The following is a 19,798-nucleotide window of genomic DNA, read 5'->3' on the forward strand; positions in this document are numbered from 1 at the left end:
CGAAAAATGGATAAATAAATTGACAAACTGCTTAATATGGTTTATCTTATAATTGTTTTAAAAAATTGATAGATGCTCATTTTAACAGTTTGCTATAATTAAGGCTTTAGCATTTTTTTAATATGTAATATTGACTAAATGAAAAAGTTTCTTAATGAAAAGATAGCTTATAACATAAATTGATATATTGATTGCATAATCTAGGAGATCAGAAATATACTTTTCTTTTTAACAGGAGTAATACATACATTATTATCCTCTATAAAATGGGAGCTCTTCAAAAAACTTTACTGAAGTTAGTTGAAGGGAAACCGACAATCTCCATAATTCAATGATGATATAAAATCATTGAATTATGGAAGTTGTCGGTTTTTTTTATGAAAAAAAACGATGTACTAAAAAGAGTGAATGAAATTTGAAATTAAAAAACTATCTTACTTAAAAGGAATTTTTATCGGTTATTTTCGTTGGGAAGGGAGTATTGTACATGTTAATTTCGCTGAGTTCATCAACACTGTTAACATTATTTTTTATGGCGCTTAGTGCTTCTTGGCTAAGTGGATTATTGTTTTTACATGCAAGGATGCCTTTACGTTTTGTTCATATCCATATTGGTATCGCTGCTTTGCCTTCATTAGTTTCTTTACTCGCACTTGTTAATAACAATGGAGATAGAGTTGTAGGGCCTTGGCATTTAGATACTTTAGCTTGGTTCATGGCTTTCTTTGTTCTTACAATTGGTTTAATCATTCAACGTTTTTCTATACGTTACTTACTGGGAGATCGCTCATATCGAAAATACTTTGCGCTTTTTACATGTACTACAGGTGTATCTTCAGTTGCATGGCTAAGTAATGATCTTCGTTTTATGATTATTTGTTGGGGAGCAACTCTTATAGGATTGGTTTTACTCATAGGTTTAAATAAAGGATGGAAAGTGGTTAGCGAAGCAACAAAAACTTCTAGTTATTTATTTACAATAAGCTGGATCGCCTTGCTAGCAGCTATCATTTTGCTTTTTCAAGTCACTGGACAGTGGCAGTTAACATCAGTTTTAACGAATGAAAATGTAGCTCAATTTGGAACGTTGGAGAAAACAGGAATTAACTTATTGATTATAGTAGCTGTGATGATTCCAGCAGCACAATGGCCTTTCCAAAGATGGTTAATTGAGTCAGCTGTTGCTCCAACTCCTGTTTCTGCTATTATGCATGCGGGGTTAGTAAATGCTGGCGGTATCATGTTCACTAGGTTTTCACCTCTTTTTCATGATGATATTGCACAAATCATTTTACTAATTTTCTCTAGTATTTCTATCTTAATCGGAACAGGAATTAGCCTAGTTCAAGTTGATTATAAACGTCAGCTAGTAGGATCAACTATTGCCCAAATGGGGTTTATGCTTATTCAATGCGCATTAGGAGCCTATTTGGCGGCTGTTATTCATTTAATTTTACATGGTTTGTTTAAAGCTACACTGTTTTTACAAGCTGGTTCTTCCGTACAACGTTTTGGGGTAGTAAAGCAATCTAATGAAAAGGTGTCTAATTTATGGATTATGGTCGGACGTGTTTTCGGATTATTTATAGCGATGGCATTTTGGTTTACGACTTCTGGAGAAGGGTATGAATTAGTTAGTGCGTTCATCTTAGGTTGGTCATTATACGTTTCATGGAAACAGCTTGTTGTTTTTGGAGAGGGAAGAATGGGACGAATTGTTGGCGTATTTATTTTAGCTGGATTTTCTCTCATTTACTTTACCGTTCATAATTCTCTTTATAAATGGTTGCATACTGACATGTATCAAAATGTTCAACCTTCAGCTCCAGCCGTTATTTTTGTTATATGTCTCTTATTATTTGGTAGTGCTATTAGTACTCTCGTTACTCGTAATCAATCCTCTACAATATTTGCTGTAATATATCTTTGGTTCGTTCGAGTAGGTGAAGCGAGACAAAAGTCAGTAGAAAGTCATCCAAGCTATCTGAAACATTATGTATCAAAGGGAGGTAATCAGTGATGAGCATACAGTCAATCGTAACGAAAGAAACTTTAAAGAAGAAAGATACAAATATTGAAATACAAGAAAAGAATATGAATGATTTAGTTGAATCTGCTAGCCGAGTGATTGCACCACTTTGGCCGATCGCTACATTTGCAGCTCATCACCCTTGGATGGGACTTGAAAAACAATCATTTGAACAAGTTGCAGATTGGTTAAAAGAAATTCGTAATGTGGATATATATCCGAGTGCTGCTATCATTCATTCGGCAAAGACGAAAGGGGAGATTGAGGAATCATTTTTACAGAGTGGCTTGTCTCGTTGGCTTGATTCACAATCTTTTCATATCCCGCGAAAGAAAGTGGAGCAGTTTTGCCAAGCAGCATTAAAATTAGAGGAATTACCTTCTAGTCTATTATCATCGCCACAATTAAATAAACTGGCAGAAGAAATGAGTTATATAAATACAGAGAGTATGAAAGACTCTTCTTTGCAACCTGTAAGTTCACTTATAGAGAATCAAAAGGGTGAAAACCTCTCTAATATTCTTAATTATCATATCATTAAATGGTGTAAATTATATTTGGATGACTCCGGGTCAAGTTGGACGATGCCAAATCGAGAAAAAGGTTTGTATCGTGCATGGCATCACCTTATTACATTTGATCCAGCGCTTAGTAAAAATGAGCGTAGCGTTTTAAAAGATTGGCCAGAAGATGCCGAGGTAGCTTTAACAAGAGCGTTATCTGAATTAGGAATTTCTGAATCTAACAAGCAAGCTTATCTTGAAGGTCACTTGCTTGCTTTGCCTGGGTGGGCAGGAATAGTACTATGGCGTTCCCAACAGTCAACTCAGGAGCAGGAACTCGTTATAGAATATTTAGCAGTTCGAATTTCTATGGAGCTGGCCATTGTAAAACCTTATTTACCTATAAAAAATCAAAAGGCTGAGAAAAAAGTTGCGATTGTCCCACTTATAGCTTCTTGGATCTACTGGGGGAATATTTCAACCTTGGAATGGTCACAAATGTCTGCAGCTGAACAAAGCGAATTACTAGCATTTGCTTATCGTTTTGATGAAAATATTCGCAGGAAACTTTGGCTAGAAGCTTGGGAACAGACGCATGCAGAGCAATTAAGGGAGAAGATTGCTTCTAAGCAACGTGCAACTAATGATAAAAAACGTGTACTAGCTCAATTAGCATTCTGTATTGATGTACGTTCAGAACCGTTTCGTCGCCATCTAGAAAAATTAGGTCCGTTCGAAACGTTTGGAATAGCTGGTTTCTTTGGGTTACCAATCGCGACTAGTGAACTAGGTAGTAATGATAGTCATCCTTCTTTGCCAGTTATATTAAAACCGAAACATCAAATAAAAGAGCTCACGGATGAAAATGAATTTAAAAATTATCAACAACGTAAGAAGATAGACAGCTCAGTAAGCTATACGTTTAAAACGATGAAACAAAATGTACTGACAAGTATGCTATTACCTGAGGTAAGCGGCCCTTTACTTGGTTTACAAATGATAACAAGGAGTTTTGTGCCAAGAAGAGTAGGTAGTTTCCTTCGTAACCTTCGTAAAACGATGTTACAAAAACCTGATACAACATTCTCACTTAATCATGTTCATAATACAAAATGTGAGATACCTATCGGTTTTACGAAAGAAGAAAAAGTGAACTATGTGCGTCAAGCTTTAAAAATGGTGGGATTAACAGAAAAATTCGCGCCTTTAGTTGTAATGTGCGGACACAGTAGTCAAAGTACGAACAACCCTTATGCTGCAGCGCTTGAGTGTGGTGCTTGTGGCGGAGCAGCAGGAGGATTCAATGCAAAAGTTTTTGCTACTTTATGTAACCTTCCAGAAGTAAGAGAGGCGTTGTCTGCTGAAGGTATTAAAATTCCTGAGGATACCATTTTTGCAGCAGCTGAACATAAAACAACAGTGGATGAATTGGAATGGATTTACGTCCCACAACTTTCGGAAACTGCGCAAGAAGCATTTGATTGTATTGAGTCGGTTATGCCAAATGTCAGCCAAGATGCAAATAGAGAGCGTTTAACACAATTACCTAATTTTAAAACGAAAATAAAAAATCCGAGTAAAGAGGCACATCGATTTGCAGAAGATTGGAGTGAAATACGTCCGGAATGGGGATTAGCCCGTAATGCATCTTTTATTATCGGACAACGAGAATTAACTCAGGATTGTGACTTAGAAGGAAGGGCTTTCCTTCATAATTATGATTGGAAACAGGATGAAAGTGGCGATATATTAGCTAGCATCATTGCAGGACCGGGAACGGTAGCTCAGTGGATAAATCTCCAATATTACGCTTCAACTGTAGCACCTCATTATTATGGTAGTGGAAACAAAACAACCCAAACCGTAACGGCAGGTCTCGGTGTTATGCAAGGAAATGCAAGTGACTTGTTGCCAGGTTTACCTTGGCAATCGGTTATGCAGTCAGATAGTGAGATATATCATTCACCACTTCGTTTACTAATTGTAATTCAAGCGCCTATTGAATATATAGAGCGTTTGCTAAATACCGATTTTACATTTCGAGAAAAAGTTCAAAATGGATGGGTTAGACTGGCAAGTGTTGATCCAGAAGGACAATGGAAAAATTGGTAATAACCATGTAATGAATATTCAACTATCGTTACTAGTTTAAAAGTTCCATAAATACAATAATGAAGAAGGAGTGCTCCATATGAATTCAAAGAATAAAAAAGTATTACTATTAACAGACATTGAACACGAAATAGAGCCTATTATCCAACAAGAAACTAACATTCAACAAGAAAACATGTTGACTATACACAGCTATGATTCTGTAATTGTACATCCTTATGGAGATATAATGAGATCTATTATTATTGCTATTTATGAAGAAAATGTGGAAGAAATTTTTGTTGTAGGAAGAGAGGATAAAGCAACGGATGTAGTTAATCTACAAATTCAACGTGATTTCATAAAAAATAGCAGAGAATTAGACTATCTCTTTAAAAATTGCATGCCTGAATTTTCAAGTGGTAGCTTGAATGCATGGCTAAGCGGACAAGAAAATGTTAGTGAAAATATTGAGAAGAGTATAGATATGATTCGTCATCATCCATTAGTGCCGTCTAATGTTAAAGTTCATGGTTTCAGGATTGATAGAACAGGTGAAAAAGAAATGGTTGTTAAAATTGCTACTAATAAAGTAGCGAAAAAAATGCATTCTTATGTGTAAGTTATCGATAGATAAGCAACTTTTATTTGGACTTGTGTCCTTTACAAAGAGCAAAAGAAATCTTCTATAAATGGGGATCTTTTGCTCTTTTTGTTTGAATTTTTAATGTGTTTTATAGGAGATATCTAATATGTACATAATAAAAATATATAACCTTTTGCATGAAATTCTAAGGACGGATTAGCAGGCGGAAAATAAAAATTTATGTTGTGATTTATTTTAAGATTATTATTAAAAAGAATGGAGATTCTTTAATTATGAGAATAAAACAGTTAAAAACTAAAATGATATGGAAAAAAAGAATGCTACTAACTATTTGTATTGTTTTCGGATTGATTATTGCCGGAGTTGTTTTTTGGAATGTTTCACCTATTCCGAAAGCGTTTCTCATAAAAAAAGCATTTGAAGGTGGAATGTTTGTTCAATCTAACAATTATAAAAACGCTCTAAAAGAGACACGAATTGTTAAAGATGTTAATTATAATTCTAAATTTCCTGATGGTACATTAGACATTATTTATCCCAAAAATCTTACGGAAAAAACATCTGTTATTTTTTGGGTACACGGGGGTGGATTTGTAGGTGGAGATAAATCAGACATTACTGGTTATGCAGTAGAATTAGCTGTTCGTGGTTATACAGTGATAAATATAAATTATGCTCTTGCTCCTAAAAGAAAGTATCCTACACCAGTACTACAACTTGGTGAAGCTTATGAATATATAAAAGCAAATGCAAAGAAATATAATGTAAAACTAGATGACCTGTATTTTGCAGGAGATTCTGCGGGAGCGCAAATATCTGGACAATTTGTTACTATTCAAACATCTCCAGATTATGCGAAATTAACCGGGATTGACGCTATTGTTGCTCCTTCTACAATTAATGGTATACTGCTATTTTGCGGCCCGTATAATATGCCTGCATTAGCTAAAATGGAAACATCCAAAGAAGTGCAAGACTTTATGCGTACTACTGGCTGGGCTTACTTTGGGAAAAAGAAGTTTGAAACATTACCTGAAATGGAAATCGCCTCTATTTATAAACATGTTACAAAAGATTACCCACCAACGTTCATCACAGATGGAAATACTGCATCATTTGAAGATCAAGGTAAAGCATTAGCTTCTACTTTACAAAATAAAGGAGTACCTGTAGATACACTTTTCTTTGATAAAAATATCTCTGGCGAGTTAGCACATGAATTTCAATTTAAAATGAACACTCCAGCAGGTCAAGAAGCTTTTAACCAAGTTCTTAAATTTCTAAATGAAAATAAATAATATATATACTATTAACTTTTTATAAGTTTAGTTTAATACCATATATGGGTGAACAAAATATTGGACTAATAATCTAATGGTAGCAAGAATAATTTTGATAAGAAGTATATAGTTAGAATGATTTGGAGATACAGATGGGGATATAACTATTTTATTTAGGACGGTGCACTTTAAATGGATTTACAGAAAGGGAAATTATATTGGAACACAACTTTTTCTAATACACCTTCTTATCCTCGATTGGAAGAAGATATAAAATGTGACGTACTAATAATAGGAGCAGGAAGTTCAGGTGCTCAATCAGCATACTATTTGAGTGAATCAGATTTAAATATTGTTATCGTTGATAAAAGAAAGGTAGGACACGGGAGTAACCTTACCAATACAGCACTTATTCAATATTTAGGTGACAAGATGTTTTTTGAGCTTGTAAATACATTTGGAGAAGAGTATGCAGTTAAGCATATGAAATTATGTGAACAAGCTATTAATGATATTGAATATGCTGATCAAAATTTACCTTATTGCTCTGACTTTAAACGACGTGACAGTTTATATTATGCAAGCTATGAAGAGGATATAAAGAAATTAGAAAAGGAACTGTATTATTTACATAAGCATGATTTTAAAGCGACTTGGCTATCAGAGGAACAAATTGGACAGAGATATCCATTTAAAAAACGTGCAGCTATTTATACGTATAATGATGGTGAAATAAATCCTTATAAATTTACACATAGTTTATTAAAACAAGCTTCTAATAAAGGAGTTCACATTTATGAAGATACGGAGATCGTTGGCAAAAAGTTAGAGAAAGAATGTGCTGTTTTTTATACAAAAGGGGGCAATTCTATTACTGCCAACAAAGTAATTGTGGCTGCAGGATATGAAGGTTTGGAATTTAAAAAGGAGAAGAACGCTACACTGATTAGCTCATATGCAATTGTAACTAATCCTGTGGAAGATTTATCTTCTTGGTATAAGCGTACTCTTATTTGGGAAACTGCGAGACCATATATTTATATGAGAACTACTGCAGATAACAGGATTATTATAGGTGGATTAGATGAAGATACAAACATTGCTCAAGAAAGAGATTCAAAATTAATTCATAAAAAAGAGAAATTAGTAAATGAATTTAATAAGCTCTTTCCAAATATAACAGTTGAACCTGAATTTTATTTAAGTGCTTTTTATGGTGGTACTCATGATGGTTTACCTATAATTGGAATGTATGAAGAGTTTCCAAATTGTCACTTTATCTATGCATATGGAGATAATGGATTAGTATATAGTATGGTACTTTCTAAAATTGTTCGAGATGTAATTATTAGCGGTTCAAGTCCGGATTTGAATTTATATTTACAAACTAGACCAAAACTAAATGAGTAAGCTGCACGTATGCAAAATCATAGTATTTAGGGTACCATATAAAAAGCGCTATTTTAAATGCATTAGTTTAATGTGACTATTTGTTATGTTTATGAATGCTTAAATAAAGCATTCATAAACAATATTATTTGTTAAATCCATTCATTTTACTAAGTCCTGTTATTTGTATAATCCATTCTTTTTTTAGGTAGGGTAGAGTTGCTTGGATATGATGATATTCCCAGTCTTCCTCAATGGTAGGATAAAGATTAAATAAGTATTTTTCTTCATCACTTGTTATAATTGCTTTAGGATTGTCAGTAAGTTTAAAATAAATGTCGCACCATCGACTATAGTTTGTTAGCATGAATAAAAAATTAGGACATGTGAATTCGATGAGGTATATTTCTTTCTCTAATTGAATATCTGATAGTAATTCCCTTGCTGTCTCAACAGTAGGATTTTTTTGTAACCGTTGCATGAATGCCATGCCCAAATGGGCAAATCTATAATAAAATTAATACCACTCTGTTTCATATGTCTTACAATGTATTTATATGCGGTGAAATCTTCTTTACTAACAAAAATAGAATCGGCTATAAGCTTACCTTCATTCAAAAGTGTATTTATAGCATTTTGGTTTTGAAAAGTCCATAGGATTGTTGAATCTATAGATGTATTTAATTTTGACTGTTTATCAAACTGTTTTCTCATATTTCTCTCCATTTTCTTTTTTATTTTATAAGAGTTTAAGATAAGTACAAAGTACATTGTATTTTTACTTTTATTAAGAGTTGGAAAAATCCATTAAAGATAGAAAAGTTTGTTTGCAATTACAAACAGTGATTCTTATAATCATTTAAAAATAACAGAAGTACTTGTTTTCATAAAGAAAGAATTGTGCTTTAAGAATTAGAAAGGATAGCCATGCAAAATAAAATTATCGTTATGTTTCAAAAAGATTTTCGTTTATATGATAACCCAGCTCTATTTGAAGCTGCTCAGTCCGGTGAGGTTGTTCCGGTATATGTACATGACGAAACTTTTTCAAAAGGAAGTGCGTCAAAGTGGTGGTTACATCATGCTATAATAGATGTCCAAAAGCAACTTGAGACATTGGGCTCTACTTTAATAATTCGCCAAGGAAATACACAGGAAGAAATACTTTCTCTCATAGAACAGTTAGGTATAACGGCTGTATATTGGAATATTTGTTATGATCCGGACAAATTACAATCTAATGAAAAAATGAAAATAATGTTAGAAGGTAAAGGTATTATTTGTAAGGAATTTAATTCACATTTATTATTAGAACCGTGGATTATTAAAAAGAAAGATAACACTGAATATAAGGTGTTTACGCCTTTTTACAATGCATTTCAAAAGCAGGTAATACCTAAACCTATTAGTAAAGTGCAGCATATAAAAGGAGGAAACTCTTTACCAGCAAGCTTATCTGTTTCAGAATTACATTTGCTGCCGACTATACGGTGGACATCTCATATTGAATTAATATGGGAGCCTACAGAACAAGGGGCATACAAAACATGTAAGAAATTTTTCTCTAGCAAATTAGCCTCTTATAGTGAAGGAAGAGATTTTCCAAATGAAAATGCTCATTCGATGTTGGCACCGTATCTTGCATTTGGCCAAATATCAGTGAGATGGATGTATCATTACTTAATCAATAAAAGTACCGAAAGACAATGTAGTCTTTTTGAAAAACAAGTGAATAGTTTTATCCGTCAATTCATTTGGCGAGAGTTTTCTTATTATTTGCTATATCATTATCCATTTACAGTATATAAACCTCTTAATAAGAGCTTCGAACATTTTCCGTGGAATAATGAAGAGGAGTTATTAACAGTATGGCAGAAGGGTGAAACTGGTTATCCGTTTATTGATGCGGGAATGCGGGAACTATGGCAAACAGGTTTTATGCATAATCGGGCAAGAATGGCTGTAGCCTCTTTTCTTGTAAAGCATTTGTTAATTCCGTGGCAAGAAGGAGCAAAATGGTTTATGGATACACTGCTAGATGCTGATATTGCAAATAATACAATGGGATGGCAGTGGGTTGCTGGAAGTGGGGCAGATGCATCACCGTACTTTCGTATTTTTAATCCCATCACACAAGGAGAAAAGTTTGATAAAGATGGGGAGTATATAAGAAAATGGGTACCAGAATTAAGAGATATGCCTAATAAATATATACATAAACCTTGGGAAGCACCTGAGCATATTTTACAAAAGGCCAATATAACGCTTGGTCATACATATCCTTTGCCAATTGTTGATCATAAGGCAGCACGTGAGAGAGCACTTTGTGCATATAAAAGTATGAAAGAGTTCGTATAAAATAGGTTAAACAATATGTATTCGAAATTTAAATATTAGAATGTTACCCATTAAAGGGACAGAATAATCATATAGAGTTTCTAAAACCTTCTATTGAAAAAGGAGAATGTTTATGAAAAAGTCTAGTATTATAGTGTTCTTACTAACATATGGTTTGTTTTATGTTTCTAGTGTTTTATTTCCTATTGATCGCATGTGGTACGATGCGCTAGAAAAGCCGTCTTGGACACCTTCTGGTATGACAATCGGAATAGTTTGGGCTGTATTATATGGACTTATTGCATTATCAGTTGCAATTATTTACAACAAATATGGATGTAAGCCAAAAACTTTTTGGTTTGTATTCCTTTTAAATTATATTTGTAATCAAGCGTTCAGCTACTTTCAATTCAGTCAAAAAAATTTATTTTTAGCAACAGTAGATTGTTTACTAGTCGCTATTACTACGTTACTTCTCATAGCGGTTTCTTCCAAATTATCTAAAGTATCGACATGGTTGCTAATTCCATATTTTTTATGGTCTGCATTTGCTACATATTTATCTTGGACAATTTATAGTATAAATTAAAGACGTAAATAAAAACTTGAGCACAATAAAAATGCTCGAGTTTTTATGTGTATGAATGATAATCTAAAATATAGAATATATACATCTTTGGGAGGTCATCTTTGTGAAGAAATGGATGGAAATTATTCTGTACTCTTTACTAGGTATTTTAATTATAGGAAGTATTACGTTTTTGACTTGGACTCAGTTTACTTATAAACCAACGAAAGAGGCTTTGTCGTTAGTAGATGATAAAAAAGATGAGGATCATATCGTTTTTGGACAGAAAGATGCTAAAGTAGGGATTATTTTTTACCAAGGAGCTAAAGTAGAAGCTGAGGCTTATAGTTACTTAGGGGAAGCTCTTGCAAAAGATGGGCACTTTGTAGTAATGCCTAAGTTGCCATTAAATTTAGCGATACTTGGAATCAATGCAGTAGATAGTGTAATGGAACAGTATCCTGAAGTTCAAAAATGGTATGTTGCAGGGCATTCAATGGGAGGAGCTATGATTTCTAAGTATGCCTTTCAGAATGAAGACAAGGTAGACGGGATTATTTTCTTAGGTTCGTACCCTGCAGATGATTTCTCTACGAAATCGATGCCGATGTTATCAATTTATGGGGAAGTAGATGCTTTAGCAACAGTAGAAAAAATAGAGAACAATAAAAAGTTCATGTCAAAGAATACAACTATGCACATGATAAAAGGCGGAAACCATGCACATTTTGGCATGTGTGGTGAGCAAAAAGGTGATAATGCAAGCTTAATTACGCCAAAAACACAGCAAGATGAAACAGTGAAAGTAATTGAAGGATGGTTGTTAAAACAATGATAGCGAATGTAATAAAGTGATCGAAAGAATTCTCCTTGCTTAAGATATCCTAATGGTAGGTTGGGGAGGTAATTAAGAGCCAGCTCATAAGAGCAGGCTCTTTTATTTAACTTCTACCTCTAATTGCTTTCTTATTTTCTCCGGAACATCCTTTTTAGAAATAACGTCGTAAGAATACACATACTTTCCTTTCACATGAATTTTTAAGTAAGTTTTTTTTATAAAATCATTAGGGGTGCTAGTTCCTACTGTATATTCTTTCTCATTTCTTGATTCATCAACACCTTTTAGGGCGTACATAGCTTGTCCTTTATGATGATAATCTGGAACACCATACCCCTTCGCAATGGCATATACATTTTTTTCTTCAGCAATCGGATTAAATCTATCCAAATCCCCCCGTAATATGAAAGGTAGTATGTATATAGGTAGGCCTATTCCTAGTATGCAAAGTACAAATTTCTTCATAAGCATTTCTCCTCTTGTTCATTTACATGATTTAGGATAGAAAAAAATCTTATAAATATAGAGGGAAATTCCTTAAGGTTTTCTTAATAAAGTTTAACCTTGTGAAAAAAATTAACTTGAGTATTAAGCTTACGGAATGAATAGCCAAATAATTTGTTTTCTTTATTTTTTAATGGTAGGTTATGTGCTTTTATATTGGTATGAGTGAATTAAGAAATAAGTGAGGTTTAGGAACTAGAATAAATGTATTTTATAGTAATAAGAGAATTATCTAAATACATTTATAGTGCGAACAATGAAAGAAAGCATCTAGTGAGATGCTTTTTCTTTTGAAGTAGGGAATTCCATGGGACAGTTACATGTAATGCAGCGCTGTGCTTCTATGTCATTGGAAAATCCAATGATAAAAAAAGAGGCTTGTCTTCCAAACAAATTGTTATTTGTAACACTGTTATTAAAGCAAAATGCTCGTGACATTGCTTTAATATTCAAAAACATTAATAATCTATTACATAAAATTTTTTGAAAATTTAGGTTTAACATCTTTAAAATAAGTGTATTACATATTACATAACAACTAAATAAAAAAATAAAAAATCTAAAGGAGGAAAAATACAATGCATAAGAATGAAAGAAAACCGGTGGTTCATGAATATGAAAATGAACAGGAAGTAGTTATGAAAGTAAAAGAGCTAGAATTGCAAGGGATTCACCAAGATGACATTTACGTTTTAACACATGAAACACATCTAACAAAAAAGATTGCGGATGATACAAACACAAATACGATTGGAGTAAAAGAACAAGGATTGGGTACAAGTATTATCAACTTTTTCTCCAAAAAAGGGGACGAACTCCGAAATCAAATGGAGGAAATGGGGTTGTCAAAGGAGGAAGCTAATTTATATGAAGAAAAACTAGATCAAGGGAGAATTTTACTTCTAGTAACAGCTGAAACACCAATGGCGAGTGATAGGCAGCCGCAAAACTATCGTTCTCTCTAATAGATTGTAACATCTGATAAATAGATAAGTTAATTATTTTAGGTTGTAGCATGGAAGAAAATAAAAGTAGAGAAGGGTGAGAAAAATGAAACATACAATATTTAAATACGCTGTGATTGGGATTACGACAGGAGTCATGGTTTCTCTATTAAAAAAAGAAAATCGGAAAGCTATACAAACAAAAGGAAAAAGCGTAAAAGACAAACTACAAGAAGGAAACATAAAGGAAACATTAGAGAAGGTAACTGAGACAAGTAAACAATTCTCTGTAACTGCAGCTAATGTTGCAAAACAAACATTACCACAACTACTTACAGCCACACCAGTTGTCATTTCTACTATTAAAGACTTAACAGAAAACGAAAATAATAAAAAGAAAAAAGATGAAAAGGATTACGAAATAAATCAAAACAGTAAAGACATAGACGGAGAAAAAACGAAAAATGAAAAGAAATATATGAAAGAAGGGAAAGAAGAGAGTGCTTAGATTTAATTCTAAAAAGAGAAAGTGAGGAAAAAAGTATGAAATCTCTGTATGCAATTGATGTAGGAATTGGTTTTACTAAGCGGGCATATCGACAGGATGTAGATTCTGAGGTGACGATTAAGAGTGAAGCTTCCACACTAGCCCCTGTACCTAATCATGCTGAAAGTGAAGATTTAACAAAGGTAAGTTTTATAGACTTAGACTTTGCATACTACATGGGAAATGAAGCGCATCAATCTGGGGCTTCATTTCTTCCTCCATTTGACGAAGAAATAGAAAATTATTATGAAAGCGAACAGTTTAAACAACAAATATTTGGTTGCATTGCAAAGGATTATAAAGAAAATGTCGTGTTACCTTTAGTTGTTACCGGGCTTCCCGTTACTTGTTTTGGTAGTCAGCATGAGCAATTACAACGTGCACTAAAAAAAGAAACTTCCGTACAAATTGATGGGAAATTTATTAATATTACGGTGGAAAATGTTTTGATTCTTCAGCAACCGGTCGCTTTACATGCCTATTTCTTAAAAGAGGGAATCATTCAGGAACAAGATCGTATCTTAATTATTGATGGTGGATTTCGTACATTAGAAATGACAGATATGAAACAGAATGTCATTTTAAATCATTATGAGACGGAACTAGGATGTAGCAAGCCTTTGAAAAATATTAAGAATATCCTGCAGAATCATGGGGGGGAAAGTGATCACTTGCATATTAACGACATGCCAAAAGTATTAGAAAAAGGATATGGGGATCGAGAAGAAAATCCTCAGACAAGTCAGGTTGATACTTTGATTCAAAAAGAGTTGGATACACACTTCCAAGACGTTATGCGTGTATTACAAGAACAATTTAAGTTAGCCCAGTATGACACTATTATTTGGACAGGAGGGATAGTAGATATCCACAAAAAACGAATTGAAAAAATGCAAGGTGAAATTTCTTCTTTCCGTATGGTAGACGCTTCGAAAGAGGCTGCACTTCATGGATACTATATGATTGGAAGTCAAGTATTTGACGACATCACCAATCAATCTGCATATGAATCTAAATTATAATAACGACCGAAATGGAGTTCGTTAAATAGACGTGCCACATATAAATAAGAAAAGATAAAAAGTGCTTGTATAGAGGAAATGTTTAAAATTTAGAATCCAAATAACTAATATATAGGGGGTCTTCCTTGTGTAACAGAAGAAGACCTCCTATGCCATTTAGTTTGTAATGTAGAGGATCTAAAAACTTTTCCTCCAAGACATGAATACCTACATATAAATTTCATATTACGGATATTATTCGATGAAACATAAAACTATTCAGAAAGGAAGAATAATGTGGAATGTATAAAAATGCCGAAATGGGATTGGTATCATGTGAAAACTAGTGAACTTGAAAAACTTTCTTCTATAATCCCTCGTGATGTAACATCTTATTTTTCTCAATTTATAAAGAAAATAAGTTCTCCTTGTGAAAATGGATTATATGTTTATACGTTATCACCAAGTCAAACTTGTGTATATGGTTCGTTTTTATATGATCAAGATAAAAAGGACGCCCAAATTCAAAAATTTCTTCATTATTTCGTAGCTCATGGAATACTGATAACGGTCCAGGAAAAAGAGGAAGAGGATTTCCAAAAATTAATAGATAATTCCTCTTTTAGTGTGAAAAATTGTAATAGTTCCGCTGAAGGATTATGTGCTATCTTATCAATCTTTATATCTCATTACTTGCGAAAGGTTGATTATTTCGAAAACAATTTTAGAAATGTATTATGGGATTTTTATCATCATAATAACATAGCAGTTTTAGAAAGAATTTATCATATTCGTCATGAATTATTTATGAACACACATGTGTTTCGCTTAATACAAGAAGTGTTACAAGGCTTGGAGGAAGCTTGGTTAGAAAACCTAACGAACACCCTTTGTTATAAACAAACACACGTAAAATTAGAGCGTGGATTACAACTCGTTAAAGAGTACCAAGAAGAATTAGACACGATGATTCATTTACAAGAAGTGGTTTCTTCACATCGTGGGAATGAGATTATGAAAGCTCTTACTGTATTAACTGCTGTAAGTACGCCTTTGACGGCCTTAGGAGCATTGTGGGGGATGAATTTTAAATATATGCCTGAACTAGAATGGAAATATAGCTATTTAATCGCTCTCTTATTTATTATTTTCACAACAGGGGGTATGTATTTATATATGCGAGTCAAAGGATGGACAGGTGATTTATTACGAGTAAAGAAAAAGAAATCTTTTTTTAAATCTAATTGATCCTGTTTATAAAAAATATGATAGATATGAATCATAGATATATGGTTAGTAATATTTATTAATAGGGGGAGTGCCACATGCCCATCAAGCTAACAAAACAAAAGAATTCGTTTGGGGATGTTGAAATGCTTATCAATTTAGCAAACAAAATGTATCAAAGAGGGGGCATGTCGCTTATCGACAAGTGTCCGACTCCTGTGAAGGTGTTATTTTCGAATTCCCACAAAAAAGTACGCTATTCTATGCAAATGACGTCTTACGTGAAAACACCGCATATCATTTTAAGAAAAGGTATTTAGAAAACGAAAAATCAACTCATCCGGCTGACACGCTATCTCCACTGTACAAGGATTCTCCCACCACAGTAAGATAAAATTATCGAAGAGAATTATGAGCCTTACTTGACGAAACCAATGATAGGAAATTCATGTTGAGATATACATATTCATTATTGAAATTAGTAATAATAAAATGTATTATTGAAAAGCACTATTTATAATTCAAGTAATCAAGGCTATGTATCCAAAATAATTCGAACATTCGGAAATTATAATATTATCTAAAAATGAGGTGAGGTTAATAGAAACAGTACATATTAAATGGTATGGATTGTATAGTTTAAATGATTTTTATAATAGAGAAGAAGCTTTTAAGAAGGGAATATTTGCAATCTCTAGAGTATATGCTAATAATGAAACATTGATCTATATAGGAAAAACCAAAAGAAGCTTTATACAAAAGATAAGGGAACTTAATAAGGATTGGACTTTTGATGAAAGTGAATTAAAGATTACATTAGGAATAATAGAGTTTCCTAGTGGTGAAAGTTACTCTGAAAAAAAGGTAAAAGAGATAAAATCCCTTCTGATTTTACGACATATCCCAGTAGAAAACAACACATCTTTATTGTACCATAGAGGGCAGTTTAATTTGAAAATTATAAATAAGGGAAGAAGGGGCTTAATTGTTAAAAAGATTTCTACAGGAGATCTAATGTGGACGTAATTGGAATCATCTTTGAATAAAATTGAAGGTTTCTTACGAATAGGAGTTTATCAATTTTTAATGTATTAAAATATTTTTGAATAACATATGTCAGATACTTGAAACAACACAAATTTTATTATGATATGAAATCTTGTATGGGAATTGTGATTTATTTCCATCGTTTAATAAAAATATTAAGAATTATAAGAATGATGCATAAAGATTAGAAGAGAAAATAAATTCGGGGGTTTAAAAAATGGTACAAGTAAGCAGGTTTCAAGAAAAACAACAAAATCGTCGTAAAAAGGTGGTTTTTAATATTGCAGTTACTTTGGTATTAGTGACAGTTGGTATAGTGACATACCAGTTGTTTTCCCCTTCTGATACATCAAAGAAAGCAATTGCTCAAGAAAAGAAAGCAACAAAGATAGAAGAGAAGAAACGTAAAGAGAAAGAAGCAGCGCAGTTAGAAGAGAAGAAACGTAAAGAGAAAGAAGCAGCGCAGTTAGAAGAGAAGGAACGTGAGGAGAAAGAAGCAGTACTGCTAGAAGAGAAGAAACGTGAGGAGAAAGAAGCAGCACTGTTAGAAGAGAAACAAAAAGCAGAAAAATCGGTAAAAATGAACGGAAATGAAAATAAAGAGGGAGAAAAAATGGCATCTCAAGAAAAGGGTTCTCAAACTAATCCTTCTTGGAAGCCAATTGGTACAGTGCAAGGAGCAAAACCTGAAATGAAATTTAAAGAAGGAACAGTAGATTGGAGTGAGATGAAACAAGCAATTTCTTATGCTGTTGATGTTCCAGAGAGCCAATTGATTTTCGATTTTATTGGGAATAATGGTGATAATAAAGCCTACGGTAATGTACGAGATAAGCAAAGTAATAAAAAATATAAGGTTGATATTGATTGGGTAGAGAATCAGGGGTGGAAACCAGCATCTGTTCAAGTGTTGAAATAAATAATAGAAATGTAATTATGTGTTTAAAAGTTTACTTTTGTAAAAACTCACAAAAGAGTCCGTATCAATAAGGACTCTTTTTGTTATGTTGACAGCATTAATTACTTGGACTCATTTGTTAGATCCTGATGCGGACCAACTTTGATAACCAATAAAGTCTTATCTCGTGTGAGCGTTCATCTATTAACCAAAGAACAACAAAAAAACGATTACAGGATTAAGTTGTACAAGAAAATAGAAAGAAAGGAAATATTCTCCTCGTAGTAAACGACTTAGTAGTATCGATCTTTATATGACCAACACTCCTGCACCTAGAGAAAACAATGAAAAGCTCAAGGAAAGAAAACAACAAAGATAGAAGGGAAACACAAAGCAGAAAAATCGGTAGTTACATGTGAATGATTTGAAAAATCTTCATTATAAATTTAGGCTAACTTCACATAGAGCACATATTAATATTTTATTATTTATATGTAATGAAAGAGCAAATAAAGTGAATTGTATTTCGTTCTGTTTTTAAAAATTTAAAATTCCTTTATTTTCATATAAAGGTTTTACATCGGAGTTTTAAATATTTTGGAAATAGATCAAAATAAAAGGAGTTCATATAAAAGGGGAATGTCCTATGACAACATATACAAGTGAAATGAGAAAAAGTTTAGTTTCAGAAGAAGATGTAGATATTTTGAAAATTATGGCGCATCCAATCCGCTTACAAATTGTAAATGAATTAAGTACGAGAAAAACGTGTAATGTAACACAATTAACAGAATTACTGAATATTCCACAATCGACAGTTTCACAACATTTATCAAAAATGAAGGGTAAAGTGTTACGAGCTGAGCGAAAAGGTTTAGAAATTTATTATCATATTCATAATTTAAAAGCGAGTAAGATTGTAAGTGTTTTAGGATATATAAACTAATGAAGTATTTTCATATAAAATAGCCGCTGCTGGTGAGAAGGGGCTATTTTGTATTGCTTTATGTATTTACATTTGAAATTGTATAGTTTTTATGATTTACAATGGTTTGATCAAATTCAAAAGTACCACCGCTTACTATAATCATATCCCATAATAATAGTTCCTCCTTTAGATAAGGGAGGATTAGAGCTTTTTCCATAGACTTTAACGGGTTCACTTTACCTTGGGTTTTTAAGGATGAATTGAGCAGGTCTCTGTGAAAATAGAAAAAACACCTTAATGCGCCTTCTTCTAAAATTTTTTGTGTCATTAGCCCTTTTTACTACATAGCTTATTATAAATTGTTTTAGGGAGGGGTATAAGTAATGGCATATACTTTAAATGATATTTGTATCGATGTGTGTCTTATTGTTACGTTTACTCCTAGTGGTGGGGTAGAATCAATTGTAAGTGGTGGAGAAGAGTGTGGATCTAGTCCTAGTATAGTGATTAATTCTGATGGCTCAATTACTATTACATTACCATTAGTAGCTTGTTTATCCCTCGTATTAAATGACGATTTAAGTGTTGGAGCATCATTAACAAGCTTGTCTTTTAAAACTTCTTAAGTGAGGTACTAATTTTATCCCGCGTTAACGGACAGTAAAACTCCCACCTCAAAATTCAGTTGGAGCAAAGAAGTTAGGTGGGAGTCGGGCTGTCCGTAAACGTCCGATTGGTGAGGGCTGATAATCAGTGGGGGATGAACAAAACCCCCACTGATTAAAGTTTCACTTTATATGAAAGATTAGAGCGCTCCTTTTTGTAGGAGGGCTCTAATCTTTTTTTAAAACTATATCATATACATAGGCAGACGCATCATCTGAAATTTGTTCCGATTCAATTTAGAATATGACAAAAGAGAACTTGCGTTAGACAACAAGCTCTCTTTAAAAGAAATAACGTAATTGAGATACTTATATAGTAACAATTGTTTTCTTCTAATTCCATATGTCTTATGTTGAGAAATAAATTATAAGTGGCTTGATAACGCTAAAATGAA

19 protein-coding genes and 2 pseudogenes are annotated in these 19,798 nt (G+C 33.0%); 17 read left to right on the forward strand and 4 right to left on the reverse strand.

The window, feature by feature from the left end:
* Nucleotides 1–487: 487 nt before the first annotated feature.
* From AC3WVA_RS16335 to AC3WVA_RS16355, 5 genes are all read left to right on the forward strand, one after another.
* Nucleotides 488–2,020 (forward strand): NADH dehydrogenase subunit 5, encoded by a 1,533-nt coding sequence (locus AC3WVA_RS16335; protein ID WP_492322035.1) that lies wholly within the window; start codon nucleotides 488–490, stop codon nucleotides 2,018–2,020.
* Nucleotides 2,020–4,644, forward strand: a complete 2,625-nt coding sequence (locus AC3WVA_RS16340) for a DUF2309 domain-containing protein (RefSeq protein ID WP_492322036.1) — start codon at nucleotides 2,020–2,022, stop codon at nucleotides 4,642–4,644. The genes AC3WVA_RS16335 and AC3WVA_RS16340 overlap by 1 nt, the downstream gene beginning before the upstream one ends.
* Nucleotides 4,645–4,723: 79 nt before the next feature.
* Nucleotides 4,724–5,245, forward strand: a complete 522-nt coding sequence (locus tag AC3WVA_RS16345; RefSeq protein WP_492322037.1) for a carbonic anhydrase — start codon at nucleotides 4,724–4,726, stop codon at nucleotides 5,243–5,245.
* Nucleotides 5,246–5,502: 257 nt separating this feature from the next.
* Complete coding sequence (locus tag AC3WVA_RS16350; protein ID WP_429603683.1) at nucleotides 5,503–6,528, forward strand: alpha/beta hydrolase; 1,026 nt, start codon at nucleotides 5,503–5,505, stop codon at nucleotides 6,526–6,528.
* Nucleotides 6,529–6,702: 174 nt separating this feature from the next.
* A complete protein-coding gene (locus tag AC3WVA_RS16355; RefSeq protein WP_098346739.1) occupies nucleotides 6,703–7,920 on the forward strand; it encodes an NAD(P)/FAD-dependent oxidoreductase in 1,218 nt (405 codons plus the stop codon).
* 124 nt (nucleotides 7,921–8,044) lie between these two features.
* Here the strand turns inward: AC3WVA_RS16355 and AC3WVA_RS16360 are convergent.
* A pseudogene (locus AC3WVA_RS16360) lies at nucleotides 8,045–8,613 on the reverse strand (DUF3841 domain-containing protein).
* A 213-nt stretch (nucleotides 8,614–8,826) separates the two neighbouring features.
* Between AC3WVA_RS16360 and AC3WVA_RS16365 the strand changes: the two are divergent.
* From AC3WVA_RS16365 to AC3WVA_RS16375, 3 genes are all read left to right on the forward strand, one after another.
* Complete coding sequence (locus AC3WVA_RS16365) at nucleotides 8,827–10,257, forward strand: cryptochrome/photolyase family protein (RefSeq protein WP_492322038.1); 1,431 nt, start codon at nucleotides 8,827–8,829, stop codon at nucleotides 10,255–10,257.
* A gap of 112 nt (nucleotides 10,258–10,369) precedes the next feature.
* The gene (locus AC3WVA_RS16370) at nucleotides 10,370–10,825 is read left to right on the forward strand and encodes a tryptophan-rich sensory protein (protein WP_142341967.1); all 456 of its coding nucleotides are present in this window, start codon (nucleotides 10,370–10,372) and stop codon (nucleotides 10,823–10,825) included.
* A gap of 103 nt (nucleotides 10,826–10,928) precedes the next feature.
* The gene (locus tag AC3WVA_RS16375; protein ID WP_492322039.1) at nucleotides 10,929–11,639 is read left to right on the forward strand and encodes an alpha/beta hydrolase; all 711 of its coding nucleotides are present in this window, start codon (nucleotides 10,929–10,931) and stop codon (nucleotides 11,637–11,639) included.
* 102 nt (nucleotides 11,640–11,741) lie between these two features.
* On the opposite strand, the gene AC3WVA_RS16380 is transcribed toward AC3WVA_RS16375, so the two are convergent.
* Together AC3WVA_RS16380 and AC3WVA_RS16385 are read right to left on the reverse strand one after the other, a co-directional pair.
* Complete coding sequence (locus tag AC3WVA_RS16380) at nucleotides 11,742–12,107, reverse strand: YxeA family protein (RefSeq protein WP_098880570.1); 366 nt, start codon at nucleotides 12,105–12,107, stop codon at nucleotides 11,742–11,744.
* A gap of 309 nt (nucleotides 12,108–12,416) precedes the next feature.
* Nucleotides 12,417–12,605, reverse strand: a complete 189-nt coding sequence (locus AC3WVA_RS16385) for a hypothetical protein (RefSeq protein WP_417902876.1) — start codon at nucleotides 12,603–12,605, stop codon at nucleotides 12,417–12,419.
* 119 nt (nucleotides 12,606–12,724) lie between these two features.
* On the opposite strand from AC3WVA_RS16385, the gene AC3WVA_RS16390 reads away from it, so the two are divergent.
* The 8 genes from AC3WVA_RS16390 to AC3WVA_RS16425 all read left to right on the forward strand — a co-directional run bounded on the left by AC3WVA_RS16390 (nucleotide 12,725) and on the right by AC3WVA_RS16425 (nucleotide 18,756).
* Complete coding sequence (locus AC3WVA_RS16390; protein WP_098880569.1) at nucleotides 12,725–13,111, forward strand: YflT domain-containing protein; 387 nt, start codon at nucleotides 12,725–12,727, stop codon at nucleotides 13,109–13,111.
* Nucleotides 13,112–13,196: 85 nt separating this feature from the next.
* Nucleotides 13,197–13,598: a hypothetical protein gene (locus tag AC3WVA_RS16395; protein WP_060750332.1), complete on the forward strand. Its 402-nt coding sequence runs from the start codon at nucleotides 13,197–13,199 to the stop codon at nucleotides 13,596–13,598.
* A gap of 35 nt (nucleotides 13,599–13,633) precedes the next feature.
* Nucleotides 13,634–14,659, forward strand: coding sequence for a ParM/StbA family protein (locus AC3WVA_RS16400; RefSeq protein ID WP_098521644.1), 1,026 nt, complete (start codon nucleotides 13,634–13,636; stop codon nucleotides 14,657–14,659).
* A 276-nt stretch (nucleotides 14,660–14,935) separates the two neighbouring features.
* A complete protein-coding gene (locus tag AC3WVA_RS16405; protein WP_098521643.1) occupies nucleotides 14,936–15,886 on the forward strand; it encodes a magnesium transporter CorA family protein in 951 nt (316 codons plus the stop codon).
* A 77-nt stretch (nucleotides 15,887–15,963) separates the two neighbouring features.
* Nucleotides 15,964–16,185, forward strand: coding sequence for a PDDEXK family nuclease (locus tag AC3WVA_RS16410; protein WP_098521642.1), 222 nt, complete (start codon nucleotides 15,964–15,966; stop codon nucleotides 16,183–16,185).
* 271 nt (nucleotides 16,186–16,456) lie between these two features.
* Nucleotides 16,457–16,891, forward strand: a complete 435-nt coding sequence (locus AC3WVA_RS16415; RefSeq protein ID WP_048525481.1) for a hypothetical protein — start codon at nucleotides 16,457–16,459, stop codon at nucleotides 16,889–16,891.
* Nucleotides 16,892–17,129: 238 nt separating this feature from the next.
* Nucleotides 17,130–17,831 (forward strand): YrrS family protein, encoded by a 702-nt coding sequence (locus AC3WVA_RS16420; RefSeq protein ID WP_492322040.1) that lies wholly within the window; start codon nucleotides 17,130–17,132, stop codon nucleotides 17,829–17,831.
* A 625-nt stretch (nucleotides 17,832–18,456) separates the two neighbouring features.
* Nucleotides 18,457–18,756, forward strand: coding sequence for an ArsR/SmtB family transcription factor (locus AC3WVA_RS16425; RefSeq protein WP_000214796.1), 300 nt, complete (start codon nucleotides 18,457–18,459; stop codon nucleotides 18,754–18,756).
* A 58-nt stretch (nucleotides 18,757–18,814) separates the two neighbouring features.
* On the opposite strand, the pseudogene AC3WVA_RS16430 reads toward AC3WVA_RS16425, so the two are convergent.
* Nucleotides 18,815–18,895, reverse strand: a pseudogene (locus tag AC3WVA_RS16430) (DUF2187 family protein); the annotation flags it as partial.
* A 226-nt stretch (nucleotides 18,896–19,121) separates the two neighbouring features.
* On the opposite strand from AC3WVA_RS16430, the gene AC3WVA_RS16435 reads away from it, so the two are divergent.
* Nucleotides 19,122–19,364, forward strand: coding sequence for a hypothetical protein (locus AC3WVA_RS16435; RefSeq protein WP_048525485.1), 243 nt, complete (start codon nucleotides 19,122–19,124; stop codon nucleotides 19,362–19,364).
* Nucleotides 19,365–19,798: the final 434 nt, after the last annotated feature.

Source organism: Bacillus sp. EB106-04-02-XG92 (assembly GCF_058791995.1).

Coding starts and splice junctions, on each gene's coding strand:
- AC3WVA_RS16420 (WP_492322040.1), top strand. CDS start 17,130: ATGGTACAAGTAAGCAGGTTTCAAGAAAAACAACAAAATCGTCGTAAA.
- AC3WVA_RS16380 (WP_098880570.1), bottom strand. CDS start 12,107: ATGAAGAAATTTGTACTTTGCATACTAGGAATAGGCCTACCTATATAC.
- AC3WVA_RS16350 (WP_429603683.1), top strand. CDS start 5,503: ATGAGAATAAAACAGTTAAAAACTAAAATGATATGGAAAAAAAGAATG.
- AC3WVA_RS16435 (WP_048525485.1), top strand. CDS start 19,122: ATGGCATATACTTTAAATGATATTTGTATCGATGTGTGTCTTATTGTT.
- AC3WVA_RS16340 (WP_492322036.1), top strand. CDS start 2,020: ATGAGCATACAGTCAATCGTAACGAAAGAAACTTTAAAGAAGAAAGAT.
- AC3WVA_RS16345 (WP_492322037.1), top strand. CDS start 4,724: ATGAATTCAAAGAATAAAAAAGTATTACTATTAACAGACATTGAACAC.
- AC3WVA_RS16390 (WP_098880569.1), top strand. CDS start 12,725: ATGCATAAGAATGAAAGAAAACCGGTGGTTCATGAATATGAAAATGAA.
- AC3WVA_RS16410 (WP_098521642.1), top strand. CDS start 15,964: ATGCCCATCAAGCTAACAAAACAAAAGAATTCGTTTGGGGATGTTGAA.
- AC3WVA_RS16385 (WP_417902876.1), bottom strand. CDS start 12,605: ATGTTTTTGAATATTAAAGCAATGTCACGAGCATTTTGCTTTAATAAC.
- AC3WVA_RS16395 (WP_060750332.1), top strand. CDS start 13,197: ATGAAACATACAATATTTAAATACGCTGTGATTGGGATTACGACAGGA.
- AC3WVA_RS16355 (WP_098346739.1), top strand. CDS start 6,703: ATGGATTTACAGAAAGGGAAATTATATTGGAACACAACTTTTTCTAAT.
- AC3WVA_RS16365 (WP_492322038.1), top strand. CDS start 8,827: ATGCAAAATAAAATTATCGTTATGTTTCAAAAAGATTTTCGTTTATAT.
- AC3WVA_RS16400 (WP_098521644.1), top strand. CDS start 13,634: ATGAAATCTCTGTATGCAATTGATGTAGGAATTGGTTTTACTAAGCGG.
- AC3WVA_RS16370 (WP_142341967.1), top strand. CDS start 10,370: ATGAAAAAGTCTAGTATTATAGTGTTCTTACTAACATATGGTTTGTTT.
- AC3WVA_RS16425 (WP_000214796.1), top strand. CDS start 18,457: ATGACAACATATACAAGTGAAATGAGAAAAAGTTTAGTTTCAGAAGAA.
- AC3WVA_RS16335 (WP_492322035.1), top strand. CDS start 488: ATGTTAATTTCGCTGAGTTCATCAACACTGTTAACATTATTTTTTATG.